The 14561-nt window shown below is 47.5% G+C and carries 10 protein-coding genes; 9 read left to right on the top strand and 1 reads right to left on the bottom strand.

From position 1 onward, the window contains the following. Nucleotides 1-169 precede the first annotated feature (169 nt). From ftsH to BKD12_RS05120, 8 genes are all read left to right on the top strand, one after another. On the top strand, nucleotides 170-2173 hold the full coding sequence (gene ftsH, locus BKD12_RS05085; protein WP_070088243.1) for an ATP-dependent zinc metalloprotease FtsH: 2004 nt from the start codon (nucleotides 170-172) through the stop codon (nucleotides 2171-2173). Between the two features lie 441 nt (nucleotides 2174-2614). After that, the gene (locus BKD12_RS05090; protein ID WP_141736931.1) at nucleotides 2615-5038 is read left to right on the top strand and encodes an ABC transporter permease family protein; all 2424 of its coding nucleotides are present in this window, start codon (nucleotides 2615-2617) and stop codon (nucleotides 5036-5038) included. 13 nt (nucleotides 5039-5051) lie between these two features. After that, nucleotides 5052-5825, top strand: coding sequence for an ABC transporter ATP-binding protein (locus tag BKD12_RS05095; RefSeq protein ID WP_070088290.1), 774 nt, complete (start codon nucleotides 5052-5054; stop codon nucleotides 5823-5825). Nucleotides 5826-6029: 204 nt separating this feature from the next. Further along, nucleotides 6030-6353 (top strand): PadR family transcriptional regulator, encoded by a 324-nt coding sequence (locus tag BKD12_RS05100; RefSeq protein ID WP_070088245.1) that lies wholly within the window; start codon nucleotides 6030-6032, stop codon nucleotides 6351-6353. Continuing rightward, entirely contained in the window at nucleotides 6353-7033 is a 681-nt protein-coding gene (locus BKD12_RS05105) for a hypothetical protein (RefSeq protein WP_070088246.1), read from the top strand. The genes BKD12_RS05100 and BKD12_RS05105 overlap by 1 nt, the downstream gene beginning before the upstream one ends. Nucleotides 7034-7075: 42 nt before the next feature. Further along, complete coding sequence (gene uvrC, locus BKD12_RS05110) at nucleotides 7076-8914, top strand: excinuclease ABC subunit UvrC (RefSeq protein ID WP_070088247.1); 1839 nt, start codon at nucleotides 7076-7078, stop codon at nucleotides 8912-8914. 174 nt (nucleotides 8915-9088) lie between these two features. After that, nucleotides 9089-10015, top strand: coding sequence for an HPr(Ser) kinase/phosphatase (gene hprK, locus BKD12_RS05115; RefSeq protein WP_070088248.1), 927 nt, complete (start codon nucleotides 9089-9091; stop codon nucleotides 10013-10015). A 16-nt stretch (nucleotides 10016-10031) separates the two neighbouring features. Further along, nucleotides 10032-10961: an ROK family glucokinase gene (locus BKD12_RS05120; RefSeq protein ID WP_070088249.1), complete on the top strand. Its 930-nt coding sequence runs from the start codon at nucleotides 10032-10034 to the stop codon at nucleotides 10959-10961. Between the two features lie 90 nt (nucleotides 10962-11051). Here BKD12_RS05120 and BKD12_RS05125 read toward each other — a convergent pair whose 3' ends face one another. Beyond that, complete coding sequence (locus BKD12_RS05125; protein ID WP_070088250.1) at nucleotides 11052-13703, bottom strand: transglycosylase domain-containing protein; 2652 nt, start codon at nucleotides 13701-13703, stop codon at nucleotides 11052-11054. Nucleotides 13704-13865: 162 nt separating this feature from the next. Between BKD12_RS05125 and BKD12_RS05130 the strand changes: the two genes are divergently transcribed. After that, nucleotides 13866-14525: a YigZ family protein gene (locus BKD12_RS05130; RefSeq protein ID WP_070088251.1), complete on the top strand. Its 660-nt coding sequence runs from the start codon at nucleotides 13866-13868 to the stop codon at nucleotides 14523-14525. Nucleotides 14526-14561 lie beyond the last annotated feature (36 nt).

The following is a 14561-nucleotide window of genomic DNA, read 5'->3' on the forward strand; positions in this document are numbered from 1 at the left end:
ATTCCTCTACTACTATATATGGTGGTTTATTTTTACTTACTATGAAGTATAAGCATTAATATATCAAGTATACTACAAGATATGGTGAGTTTACAATCTTTTCATAATGTTTTTATTGATTTCCAGAAGGGCTGTCCTTATAATGGAAGAGTAATACAGGAGGATAAAAATGGACAACCAGAATAAAAATCAAAATAATAAAAATAACAGGCAGGGCCTGTCGTTTATTCTTATAGTAACGCTGGTTACCACTCTTTTGGTCATGGCGCTTTATCAGTTCCAGGGTGCTGGTTCAGATCAGGAAATCAGTTATAATGAATTTCTGAAAATGGTGGATGACGGAGACGTGGAAAAAGTCGTGATCCAGAGTAATCAGATCGTGATCACCGCAAAACCGGAGGACGGAGAACGGGTCGGAAGAGAGTATTATACCGGTCTGGTACAGGATGATACCCTGTCTGAACGTTTGTATGATGCGGGGGTTGACTATGAGCAGGAGATTCCGGATACGACTTCGGCAATTGTGATCCAGCTTCTTGCAACCTTCCTGCCAATCGCACTTTTGGTAGGAATGATCGTCTGGATGACCAGGCGGATGAGCAAGGGCGGCGGCATGATGGGAATCGGCAAGAGCAATGCCAAGATGTATGTGGAAAAGCAGACCGGCGTGACGTTCCGGGATGTGGCCGGACAGGATGAGGCCAAGGAATCCCTGCAGGAGGTAGTAGATTTTCTCCATAATCCGGGGAAATACACCAGTGTAGGAGCAAAGCTGCCGAAGGGCGCGCTTCTTGTGGGACCTCCGGGAACTGGTAAGACTTTGCTTGCGAAGGCGGTAGCCGGGGAGGCAAATGTGCCGTTCTTCTCCTTAAGTGGTTCCGCATTTGTGGAAATGTATGTAGGTGTGGGAGCCTCCCGTGTGCGCGACCTGTTCAAGCAGGCACAGCAGATGGCTCCGTGTATTATATTTATTGATGAGATCGATGCGATCGGAAAGAGCCGTGATAATCAGCTGGGCAGCAACGATGAAAGAGAACAGACGCTGAACCAGCTGCTGGCAGAGATGGATGGTTTTGAGAGCAACAAAGGTCTGGTGCTTCTGGCGGCTACCAACCGTCCGGAGATCCTGGATCCGGCGCTTTTAAGACCGGGACGGTTTGACCGCCGGATCATTGTAGAAAAGCCGGACCTGAAAGGAAGGATCGATGTCCTGAAGGTACATTCCAAGGATGTGCGGATGGACGAAACCGTAAATCTGGAAGAGATTGCACTTGCAACTTCCGGAGCAGTAGGATCCGATCTTGCAAATATGATCAACGAAGCGGCGATCAATGCAGTAAAGCATGGAAGAAATGCTGTATGCCAGGCCGATCTTTTTGAGGCGGTAGAGGTCGTCTTAGTCGGAAAAGAAAAGAAAGACCGGATCATGAGCCAGGAAGAGAGAAGGATCGTCTCTTATCATGAGGTCGGTCACGCATTAGTAAGCGCGCTGCAAAAAGATGCAGAACCGGTACAGAAGATCACCATTGTTCCAAGGACCATGGGAGCGCTTGGCTATGTGATGCAGACACCGGAGGAAGAGAAGTTCCTGAACACGAAGAAAGAGCTGGAAGCTATGCTGGTAGGTATGCTGGCAGGCCGTGCGGCAGAGGAAATCGTGTTTGATACGGTTACCACCGGCGCGGCAAATGATATTGAGAAAGCCACCAGCATCGCCCGCGCGATGATCACCCAGTATGGTATGAGTGAGAAGTTCGGTCTGATCGGTCTGGAGTCCATCCAGAATCGTTACCTGGACGGACGTCCGGTCAGCAACTGCGGACAGGAGACTGCATCTGAAATTGACCATGAGGTCATGAAGATCCTGAAATCTTCCTATGAGGAAGCAAAACGTCTGCTCAGCGAACACAGAAGTTCGCTGGATAAGATCGCAGCTTTTCTGATCGAGAAAGAGACCATCACCGGAAAAGAGTTTATGCAAATCTTTTACGAGGTAGAAGGAATAGATCCGGAGACTAAGGAAAAGAAGAAGGAAGAACGGATCGCAATGAACCCGGTAGAAGGCATTGAAGAAAGCAGCCAGGAAGAAAAGGCGGAAGAAGCTGACGTGCAGGAAACCGTGGCGGAAGCTTCGGATGATGTTCAGACAGAAAATAATATGATAGAGGGTTAATTATTTGTGAAGATGCTGCCGCATTAATGATTTAAAAATCATAGATGCGGCAGCATCTTTTTGCATTTTTTGAGCTAAAAAAGACAAAAAATAATGGGATAAAAAATATATTGCGCAAACAAATCAATAGATATATATTAATATTAAGATGATTATGTAAAGAAAGTTCCGTTTGGATATTATGTATACGACGTAAATACAGGACAAATATTTGCTTGATTAAAGTAGTTGGTTAAGAAGAGGCATAATTATATGAATAAAAATAATTTTAATAAAAAAAGGGCTATAATTTCATTTATAATTTACCTGTTTCCTTTTATTATAATATACTCACCACTCTTTTTGATAAATGGCCGGAAATATAATTTTACTCAACTATTTTTTTATGTATATGAATTATATAATAAAACAGATAAATATACGTTTACGCAATTTACTCTTTTGCAGATTGAATTTGTTCTGATTTTATTGTTTCAGCTTATCTGTATTGGCTATCTGGTGACAATTCTGCTACGGAAAAACCTGTATCTCAATGTGGCAGCTCTGGTACTGGCACTTGCACATTTGTTTATAAGCTTTGATGCGCTTGGTACTATAGTAGAGAATGGAGGACAGATGATTCTGTCGATGGTACTCCTGATTATATGTGGTCTGGAGTTTTTGACCACAAAGATGATGGACGCCTGGCCAGAGGCGTCAGCCATGGCAAAGGAGAGATCTGAAAGGGATAAGAAAGCGAAGAAGGAGAAGGAGCAGCGGCTGTATTTTCCGGGGAATTATCCCAGGCAGTTTTATCAGATGATGTGGAAAAATTTCCGGCATGACTGGAAGGATTATGCATTGTTCCTGACCAGCAGTGCAATGGCGGCCATGCTGGCATTTGCGGGAGCGGGCTGTTATCAGATGCTTGCAGGACTTCACCGTCAGGAAAATTTTCTGATAGGGCAAGGACTGGGTATGATCCTTCTGAAAGGCATGATTCCTATCGCAGTCGGCTGCTGCTTCCTGATGGTGTTTCTGCTGATCTTTTATCTGAGGAAATGGATGGCGGGCTGCAGCATTTTCATGACGCTTGGAATTCGGCGGAAAACACTCTATATAATCCTCGCAGTGGAAATTTTGTTCTGCTATTTGTTTTCTATTGTATTTGGGAGTATATCTGGAAATATCCTGACACGGTTTCTGAAAATCGAGTTGATTCGGGAACTGGGGACGGAGACAACGCTTGCACCGGTCACAGTACGGTCATATTTGATTATGGCGGGTGTGCTGACGGTATTGTATGTGGTTTCCTTGATGGCTACACGCGATATTATGCGGGAGTTTAACCTGATCCGTGCCGCGGCCCGCAGAATCCAAAAGGAAAAAGAGCCAGGCAAACATGTGAAGCTGCCAGCAGTTTTTGGCGTGTTCCTGATTCTGCTCAGTATGATATTATATGCACAGTTAACCAGACATGAGAGCTTTCTGCTATTGCTGCTTTGTTTTGCGGGAGTATTTCTTATGATACGGTTTGGCGGTACATGGTATTTAAGAAAAGAAAAGTCTGGGAATCGTTACCTTGCAAAATTGATGCGCCATAATCATCTCTATCACAGATCAAAAACGATTTCCTGGTATCTGACGGTACTGACGATATTAAATACCTGTGGAATCTTTTACTTCTCCTTTCAGATCGTGTCCGTTGATATTGCAGAAGAGCCGGAATCTCTGTTCCCTTATGAGTATGTCTGTATAGCGGATGAGGAAGATACGGAATTTTTTGACCGTCTGGAACGGGAATACGAGGTTGAGACCATTCGGTTCCCGATGGTGCGGGTGTCCAATGCGGACCGGACGGAAAAGCCAGAGCCGCGACAGAGAAGAGCACAGGGGCAGCAGATTGGAATCTCGGAGACGACATATCACCAGTTGAAAAAATTGCTGGATCCAGAATATCAGGCTTCAGATCTGCAGCTGGACCCAGAGGGAGAGCGGATCTATATCGTGCACCAGCAGGACCGTTCCATCAAGGCTCAGCCGATCGACTGGCTGTATGGAAGCAAAGAGCCATTTCTCCATATCGGTCTGCCTTGTCCGTCTTATATACCGGAATCTCCAAGCCGGGCATTTACTGAGAGGGAGATTGCAGGAGAGGAGATCGGGAGTCTGATCGGCTGTTTCCGACAGGGCAACTTGGAAAATATAGTGGTGTTTTCAGATGAATATTTTGAAGAAGCAAAGGATATGTGGAAATATACCAATATCTATACTGGAGATTTTATTGAGAATGAAGAAGAGAGGATTGAAGGGGTGACCATCCGACAAGGACCTTCCCAGTTGGTTCTCATTTGTTCTGCGCAGAAGGATCTGGAAAAGTTAGATAAGGAAATGCAGACATTTACAGAAATGCACTCTTATGAAAAACAGTTTGATTCTGAGGTGAGCAGCTATTATTCCAAAGAAACGGCCGTCACAGACATGAAAACTGAACAGGCGCTGACCCGGATTGTGAATCTTTTTGTTTTCCTGGTACTGTTGGCAGCTGGGATGTTTCTTCTATATGTAAAAGCAATTTCTGAAATGGAAGAAAAGAAGGAACGTGCCGTATTTTTGAAATGTATGGGAATGAGGAGAAAAGAGAGGATCCAGGTTCTGAGAGGAGAATGGTATCTTCTGTTCTGGCTGCCGATGCTAATTGCACTGGTGCTGAATGTCTGTTTTACCGCAGCAACATTTCATGCAAGGATGTATTCTGGCGGTGTGATCAGGGAATATCTTAGAAACGGATGGTGGACTTTGGCTGTCTGGGTGGCTGCACAGGGAGTATACATATGGATACTTGGGCAGTGGTATGTTCGGAAAGTTGAGGGAAAAAATGGGTGATTACAGAAAAAATATGTGCGAAACTGAAGGGGAAGAACTTGTCCGGGTAGAACAGTTGGTGAAAAATTATGGAAAAGCAGGAGAATCTGAGAAGGCGGAATCGGCGGTAAAAGTCCTAAAAGCTGTGGATTTTTGCGTAAACCGGCAGGAATTTGTTGGTATAATGGGTAAATCAGGATGTGGAAAGACCACGCTTCTGAAGGTGATCGGTTTGATCGATAAGCCTACCAGCGGGAAGGTGTATTTTTGCGGAAAAAGCATCGCGGACTTGTGGAGTGATGAGTTGTCAGATATCCGTAGACAGAAGATGGGATTCGTTTTTCAGGATTTTTATCTGCTGGACAGCCTGTCTGTCCGGGAGAATATCATGCTTCCTATGGTTCTGGATAAATGCGAAAGCCGCAGATGTACGGAGATGGGAGAAGAATATGCCCGGAAGTTCGGGCTTACGCATCTGCTGGAGAAATATCCCCACGAACTGTCGGGAGGCGAAAAACAGCGAACTGCTATCAGTCGGGCGTTGATTAATAATCCGGATCTCATTCTGGCGGATGAACCCACTGGAAATTTGGACTCCAAGTCCGGACAGACAGTTATAGAGGCACTTGAGCATATCAATCAGGAAATGGGGAAGACAATCGTCATGGTTACACACGATCCGCAGATGGCCAGCCACTGCAGCAGGATCCTATTTCTGAAAGATGGACAGATCCTTGAGGATCTGAGGAAAACTGGAACAACCGAGATGTTTTATAAACAGATACTTGAACACATGAAAATGTTATGATTTTATAATGCTAATATGAATACTAGAGCCGGTCTTGCACAGACCTGGCTCTTATTCTTTGCATAAAAATGCTGCCGCACCAATTTTTGGTATGATAGCACCTTCATATTTGTAAAAAGTCAGGATAGGGTTGACACTTAACTATCTTGTGATACAATATAGTTAAGAATATTGCAATGCAAGGTAGCGGGAGAAGGTGAGGACATGGACAGATCGCAGATGATGAAAGGGATCCTGGAAGGCTGTATCCTGAAAGTGATCGGAGATAAAGAAACTTATGGATATGAGATCGTAGACCAGATGCAAAAGTACGGATTTGAGGAAATGAAAGAGGGGACTTTGTATCCGCTGCTCCTTCGCCTGGAAAAGAAAAAGTATATAGCCGCTGCCTTTAAAGAAAGCCCCATGGGGCCAAAGAGAAAGTATTATCATTTGACCAAAGAAGGTGAGGCATATGTCAGGGAGTTTGACGATGCGTGGGAACAGTTAAAAAGGTCGGTGGATCAGGTGATGAGGAGGGATCAGTGATGAAGGATTTTTGGAGAAATGATTATGACAGAATTTGTTGGGAGAATGAGAAGCGCCTGGACGGAGTGTCAGGAAAAAACAGAGTCGCACTTATTCGGATGTTTTGGTATGTTGCTGCATTTCCCGTGTCATTGTTTCAGTTGGAAGTGGTCAAAAAGGATCTGATAGGGCTGGCATCGGAAGCGGATATGGAAAAAATAAGCCTGGAAGAAAAACTAGGGGTTCCGGAAGAAGAGTTCTGTAAGGCACTGATCGAGGAAGGGAAGACTTCACGAAGCGTGGAGAAATTATTGTTAATAGCGAGAGATGCTATTTTAGCGCTGTTCATTTTCTATACCTTTGATTTTGTATTTAACGGGTTTTCGAATCAGACCGGGCTGGAAATAGATGTGGTGTTTTTTGCTGTTTTTTGTGAAATTGGAAGAGAAGTATTAAGAGCTGTTGCACGTCGGCGCAGCGGATATCAGGATTCGAAAAAGAAAAGCAGGATTGTTTTCCTCTGTTATGCTATAATAGTCCTATTCTATGTCGGATGGATAAGTATAGGGATGAAGGGGATTGCATTTTTCCCCGGACATGGCTGGCTGATCTTCGTCATTTTGCTGGCAGCTGCGGCCGGGATCTGGTTCATCAATTGCCGTTACTGGAACCGCTGTTCCGCCCAGTATGACTGGAAATAAGTTGGGATATGATCCAGCAGAAATATAAAGGAGACACATCATATGTTTGACATACAGGAAGAGTTAAAAAAATTGCCCGGCAAGCCCGGCGTCTATATCATGCATGATGAGAAGGATGAGATCATCTATGTGGGAAAGGCGATCAGCCTGAAAAACAGGGTGCGGCAGTATTTTCAGAGCAGCCGGAATAAGGGCGTGAAGATTGAGCAGATGGTGACTCATATCACCAGGTTTGAATATATCGTAACAGATTCCGAGCTGGAGGCGCTGGTGCTGGAGTGTAATCTGATCAAAGAGCACCGTCCAAAATATAATACCATGCTGATGGATGACAAGACCTATCCGTTTATAAAGGTGACGGTGGACGAGCCGTTTCCGCGGGTGATGATGGTCCGCAGGATGGCAAAGGATAAGGCGAAGTATTTCGGCCCCTACACCAGTGCAGGGGCAGTGAAGGATACCATCGAGCTGATCCGGAAGCTGTACCAGATCCGCAGCTGCAACCGCAGGCTGCCCCGTGATATCGGGAAGGAACGTCCCTGCCTGAATTATCACATCCACCAGTGCAAGGCGCCCTGTCAGGGATATATTTCTGCGGAAGAGTACCAGAAATCAGTCCAGTCGGTTCTGCGGTTCCTGAATGGGAACTATGATGAGATCCTGGACAGACTGAAAAAGAGCATGGAAGAGGCCTCGGAGGCTCTGGAGTTCGAAAAAGCCATCGAATACCGGGAACTGATTGCCAGTGTCCAGAAAATCGCGCAGAAGCAGAAGATCACAGATACGGCGGGAGACGACAGGGATATCCTGGCCATGGCGGTAGAAGGAGAGGACGCAGTGGTACAGGTCTTCTTTATCCGGGGCGGTCGGCTGATCGGAAGAGATCATTTCTATCTGAAGATTGCCAAGGAAGAAACGACTAAAGAGACACTGTCCAGCTTTATCAAGCAGTTTTATGCCGGAACCCCATATATTCCTTCTGAGCTGATGCTGCCGGAAGAGATCGATGACCTGGAGCTGATCGAAGAATGGCTGACGAAAAAGAGGGGGCATAAGGTTCATCTAAAGGTGCCGAAAAAGGGAACGAAGGAAAAACTGGTGGAGCTGGCTGCCAAGAATGCAAAGATGGTCTTAAGTACGGACAAGGAGCGGTTAAAACGGGAAGAAGGCCGGACCATCGGCGCGGTAAAGGAGCTGGAAAAGCTGCTGGGAATCCAGGGGATCGTGCGCATGGAGGCCTACGATATTTCCAATACCAGCGGATTTGCTTCGGTAGGATCCATGGTCGTTTATGAGAAAGGAAAACCCAAACGGAACGATTACCGGAAGTTTAAGATCAAAGGCGTACAGGGAGCGGATGACTATGCCAGCATGGAAGAGGTGCTGACCAGACGGTTTACCCATGGGCTGAAGGAGCAGGAAGAAGGGAAAGAACTGGGAGGCTTCACCGCGTTTCCGGATCTGATCCTGATGGACGGCGGAAGAGGGCAGGTCAATATCGCACTTCAGGTTTTGGAAAATCTGGGGCTTCAGATTCCGGTCTGCGGTATGGTAAAGGATGATAACCATAGAACAAGAGGGCTGTATTATCAGAATGTGGAACTTCCCATCGACCGGAACTCTGAGTGCTTTAAGCTGATCACCAGGATCCAGGACGAGGCGCACCGGTTTGCCATCACCTTTCACCGCAAACTCAGGAGTCAGAGCCAGGTACATTCAATTCTGGATGACATCCCCGGAGTGGGACCAGCCAGAAGAAAGGATCTGATGCGCCATTTTGAAAACATTGAAGCTGTCAGAAATGCAACGGTAGAAGAACTGAAGAAACTGCCTTCCATGAATGAAAAAGCGGCACAGGATGTGTATAAATTTTTTCATTGATGTGGTATAATGATCGCACAAGGTGCGATCCGGTCCGGTCGGCCCGCCCTGCTTTGCAGGAATTATACCGGCAGGCCACAGCTTGGGAAGTAAATGTCTGCATACGCAGCCGCTTCCTTCCCTGCGCATGTGGTATCATGATCGCACAAGGTTTTGGGAGGGAAGGAGAAAACTATGGCAAAGACAGTGGAACTGAAAAGAATTGTTGAGAAAATGAATCTGAAGAATCTGACGCCAGACGTGGAATTGAATGACAAAGAAGTCGAGGTGCCGGATATTAACCGGCCGGCGCTGCAGCTTTCCGGATATTTTGAGCATTTTGATTCCGAACGCGTCCAGATCATCGGGTATGTAGAATATACATTTTTGGAAAAGCTGGATATGGAAAAGAAAAAGGAAGTCTACAAGACGCTGTTGTCTTATAAGATTCCCTGTATCATATTCTGCCGTAATCTTCCGCCGGAGCAGATGCTGCTTGATATGGCTGTGGAGGCGGATGTGCCGATCTTTATTACAGAGAAGAAGACTTCCGCATTTACGGCAGAGATCATTCGCTGGATGAATGTACAGCTTGCTCCGTGTATTTCTATTCATGGAGTGCTGGTGGATGTATATGGCGTTGGAGTTCTGATCATGGGAGAAAGCGGCATCGGAAAAAGCGAGGCGGCTCTGGAGCTGGTCAAACGTGGCCACCGTCTGGTCAGCGATGACGTGGTAGAGATTAAAAAGGTCAGTGATGAGACCCTGGTAGGCTCGGCACCGGATATCACCCGGCATTTTATTGAGCTCCGGGGAATCGGGATTGTGGATGTAAAAACTTTGTTTGGTGTGCTTAGCGTACGTGAAACCCAGAATATTGATCTGGTCATTACTCTGGAGGAGTGGAATAAGGAAAAAGAATATGACAGACTTGGTCTGGAAGAACAGTATACAGAATTTCTGGGCAATAAAGTAGTATGTCATCAGCTGCCGATCCGGCCAGGAAGAAATCTGGCGGTGATCGTAGAGACGGCCGCAATCAATTACCGGCAGAAGAAGATGGGATATAATGCGGCACAGGAACTGTACAAACGTGTACAGCAGAATCTGGCAAGAAAATAGGAAAGGATTAAGTAAGATGGAATATTGTTTTGGTGTAGATATTGGAGGAACCACGGTAAAGATAGGGCTGTTTTCCACGGATGGAACCCTTCTGGATAAATGGGAGATTCCCACTCGGACAGAGAATCAGGGAGAGAGGATCCTCCCCGATGTGGCACAGGCTCTGCAGAATAAGATGACGGAAAGAAAAATCGGCTCATATGAGATGCGGGGGATCGGGATCGGTATTCCGGCGCCGGTAATGGAAAACGGCATTGTCCAGAAAACGGCGAATCTTGGATGGGGCTACAAAGAGGTCTGCCGGGAGATGGAAGAGCTGACCGGGCTTAAGGCGGCAGCAGGAAATGATGCCAATGTGGCGGCGCTTGGCGAGATGTGGCTGGGAGCCGGGAAAGGCCAGAAAAATGTAGTCATGGTTACACTGGGAACAGGTGTAGGCGGCGGGATCATCATTGATGGACGGCCATTGTCCGGGGCGCATGGAGCCGGAGGAGAGATCGGCCATCTCTGTATGAACTATGAAGAAACAGAAAAATGCGGTTGTGGAAAGACGGGATGTCTGGAGCAATATGCATCTGCTACGGGGATTACCAGACTGGCCGGGAAACGGCTTGAGAAGGACGAAAAGCCTTCCTTACTGCGTGGTAAGGAACTCAGTGCCAAAGCAGTATTCGATGCACTGAAGGAAGGGGATCAGGTAGCAGAGGAGATTATAGAAGAATTTGGAAGTTATCTGGGACATGCACTGGCAAATATTGCAGTAATTGCAGATCCGGCAGTTATCGTGATTGGCGGAGGGGTATCAAAAGCAGGCGAAATCCTGATTAAATATGTGGAAAAATATTTTCATGAAAAAGCTTTTTTTGCGAATCAGGAAACAGAATTTGTACTGGCAAAGCTGGGAAATGATGCCGGGATCTGTGGAGCCGCAAAGCTGATCCTGTAGAATCTTTCTTATAGAACAAAGTAAAAAACAACTCTGCATCTGACAGGATGCAGAGTTGTTTTTTTGCTTTTTATCCATTTGCGAAATGATCTAACCGGTACCGCCAGCTTCACCGCCGCCGGTTTCACCACCGCCACCGGTCTCACCACCGCCGCCGGTCTCGCCACCGCCGCCGGTCTCACCACCGCCGCCGGTTTCACCACCGCCGCCGGTCTCGCCACCGCCGCCGGTATTGCCGCCGCCACCGGTATTGCCGCCGCCGGTGTTACCGCCGCCAGTATTGCCGGTGTCGCCGGTATTGCCGGTATTACCGGTGTTGCCGGTATTGCCGGTATTTGCATCTGTAGAACCGTCATCGGTAGTTGTTCCACTGTCTGTTTCAGTGTCGGTTCCAGAGCTCAGTCCGCCATGATTGCCGTCACATCGTTTGGTGGTCACATCTACGCCGATCAGTTCGGTCGTAGTCGGGCATCCAGATCCTGGAAGGAGTCCCGTCACGCTGCAGACGGACTGCTGCTGCACTGTAGACGGCATTGTAAAGTCTTTTGTCTGAAGACCGCTGTGCACACGACTCATGATGCTCTGCCAGAGACGGAAACGGAAATTTGTATCGTAGCTACATTCTTTGTTATCGTCATATCCGCCCCATACTGCGCAGGTATAATATGGAGTGTATCCGCAGAACCAGAGGTCCTTGTTATCGGAGGTAGTACCTGTTTTGCCTGCAACCGGCATGTTGCTGATCCGGCATGCTGTACCGGTACCGCTGTTTACAACATCCTCCATAGCGCTGGTCAGGACTGCAGCTGTACTTTCTTTGAGAACGGTGCGGCTTTCGCCGGTGCCGTCCAGCAGTACATTTCCGTCGTGATCCAGAACCTTGGAATACAGCATAGGCTCGTTGTAAACACCGCCGTTTGCGATAGTAGCATAGGCGGCGCAGAGTTCATAGTTGTAGACACCATCCGTCAGACCGCCAAGAGCAAGTGTCTGAGTCAGGTCGGTGAATACGGCGCCGTTCCGTTCCTCTCTGTCTACCAGAGTGCTGATGCCGAAGTTTTCACAGTAATCATATCCCAGCTGCTGGCCGATCTGATCGCTCAGCTTAACGGCGCAGACGTTGACAGACCATGTGATAGCATCCCGGACTGTACGGTTACCGCTGTATCGGTTGTTCGCGTTCCTTAAGACCTGTCCGCTGCTCAGAGTGTAAGGCTCGTCCTTGATGATGGTAGCCAGAGATGCTGCGCCGGTATCAATGGCCGGAGCATAGGATGCAAGGATCTTAAAGGTAGATCCCGGCTGTCTCGTAGAACCGGTATAAGCGCGGTTCAGACTGAGGCTGGTGTTTTTGGCGCCGCGGCCGCCTACCATGGCCTTAATCTGTCCATTTGCCTGATCCATAATGGTGACAGACGCCTGAGGCTGAGGAGTGATGTTGACGACCTCGTTGTAGGTGTCTCCTTCCTGTGCAATGGTGGACTTCCATTCTTCTATCATCGCACGGGCCTCTTCCTCGCTGGAGTAGAGGAGTCCCTGGTCATCACCGTAGGTGTTCTGTACATATTGTTTAATGTGGCCGGAGGAATAGTTTTCCACAGTACCGTCAGCGCGCGTGACTGTCAGTGCATAATCCAGACCATATTCTTTTAGACCGGGGTAGTTAGCATCATTATTCATCTCTTCATCACAGATCTGCTGCATCGCAAGATTTTGTGTGGAATAGATGCTTAAGCCGCCGCTGTAAACAGCATTATATGCCTGAGTTTCTGTATACCCGAGCTGTGTCTGCAGATTTTCCATAACCTGCTCGATCAATGCATCTACAAAATAGCTGTAAGAAGTATCCGCAGCCATAGTAGTGTTGACTGTCTGGATCCTGGAGTAGACATCGTCTGCCATTGCTTCATCATAGGCAGCCTGGTCGATATATCCCTGATCCAGCATATTGCCAAGGACTTTCTCCCGGCGTTTTGCATTCTCTTCCGGATTCGTTACCGGATCATACAGGGTAGGGTTCTGAGTGATCCCCGCAATAACCGCACATTCAGATAAAGTCAGTTCCGAAACATCCTTTCCGAAGTATCTCTCGGAAGCAGACTGTACGCCCAGAGTGCTCTGGCCCAGGTTGATCGTGTTCAGATATGCTTCCAGGATTTCGTCCTTGCTCATCTGTTTTTCAATCTGAAGAGCCAGGTACTGTTCCTGAAGCTTTCGTTCCAGCCGTTCATAGAAGGTATCCTCGTTTACAAATTCCGGGAACACGTTGTTTTTGATCAGCTGCTGTGTCAGCGTACTGGCGCCTTCGGAGAAGTTTCCGGAAGTAAGGCCGACAACAGCCGCACGGGCGATTCCCTGAAGGTCGATACCGTTGTGGTCATAAAAACGCTCATCCTCGATCGCAACGAAAGCATGCTGCAGGTCTTTGGGGATTTCGTCGATCGTTTTATAAACGCGGTTCGAGCCGGAAGTGACAAGTTCCTGGATCTGTGTCGTACCGTCATCTGCATAGACGGATGTGGCATAGCCCTGTGGCTTTACGCTTTCCGGAGTGACTTCCGGAGCGTTATCTATGATCCGTTTGGCAAAAACGCCGGCACCGACCACGCCCGCGACAGCGATTACGACCAGGCAGAGCAAAAACGCTTTGAACAGGCGGACGCCGACACGTTTGCCCTGCATGGTGGATTTGGACGTTATCTTCTTCTGTTTTTGAGAAGCTTTTTTCCTGCCATAATTCATGAATTCTGACCTCCTTCATACCCAGACATTATAGCAAAGAAACGGCGGATTATAAAGAAAAAAATAAAAAGTTCATATTTAGGTAGGAAAATCTTAAGAATTTCGTTATAGTTATAAGTGGAAGAAAACCGAGCATCAGAAAAAAGACAGGAGATAATGACCATGGACAGAGAAGATCGTACCGTTTATGAAGGCGGGCAGGGAGAGATCATCGAAAAAAAATCCCGGTTTATCGCCACGGTAAAGCCGGTAAAAACAGAAGAGGAAGCTCTGGAGTTTATCGAGTCGCTGAAGAAAAAGTACTGGGATGCGACTCACAACTGTTTTGCATATATTATAAGCGGAGGAACACCTTTAAAGCGCTGCAGTGATGACGGGGAGCCGTCGGGCACGGCGGGCCGGCCCATGCTGGATGTGCTGGAGGGAGAAAGCTTATCTGATGTGGCTGTGGTGGTGACCAGATATTTCGGCGGAACTCTTCTTGGGACAGGAGGACTGGTGCGGGCTTACTCGGGGGCGGTACGGGCAGGGCTTGACGCATCTGTACTGATTACCAGGCTTCGGGGCATACACCTCCTGATCGGCACAGACTATACCGGCCTTGGGAAGATCCAGTATCTGCTGGGGCAGAGGGGGATCAAGACGTTGGAGTCCCGATATACCGATGCGGTAGAGTTAAGCGTCCTGGTCCCGGACGAAGAGATAGAGGTACTGAAGCAGGAAATCACGGAAGCTACCAGCGGCGCGGCAAAACTGGAGGAGAAAGAGAAATGTGTTTTTGCGATGATTGACGGGGAGCCGGTGATTCTGGAGGGGAAGTAAAAACTGAGTAAAAAAAACGAGGCGGGAATCCCGCCT

The sequence above is a fragment of the Merdimonas faecis genome, assembly GCF_001754075.1.
Classification (GTDB): Bacteria; Bacillota; Clostridia; order Lachnospirales; family Lachnospiraceae; genus Merdimonas; species Merdimonas faecis.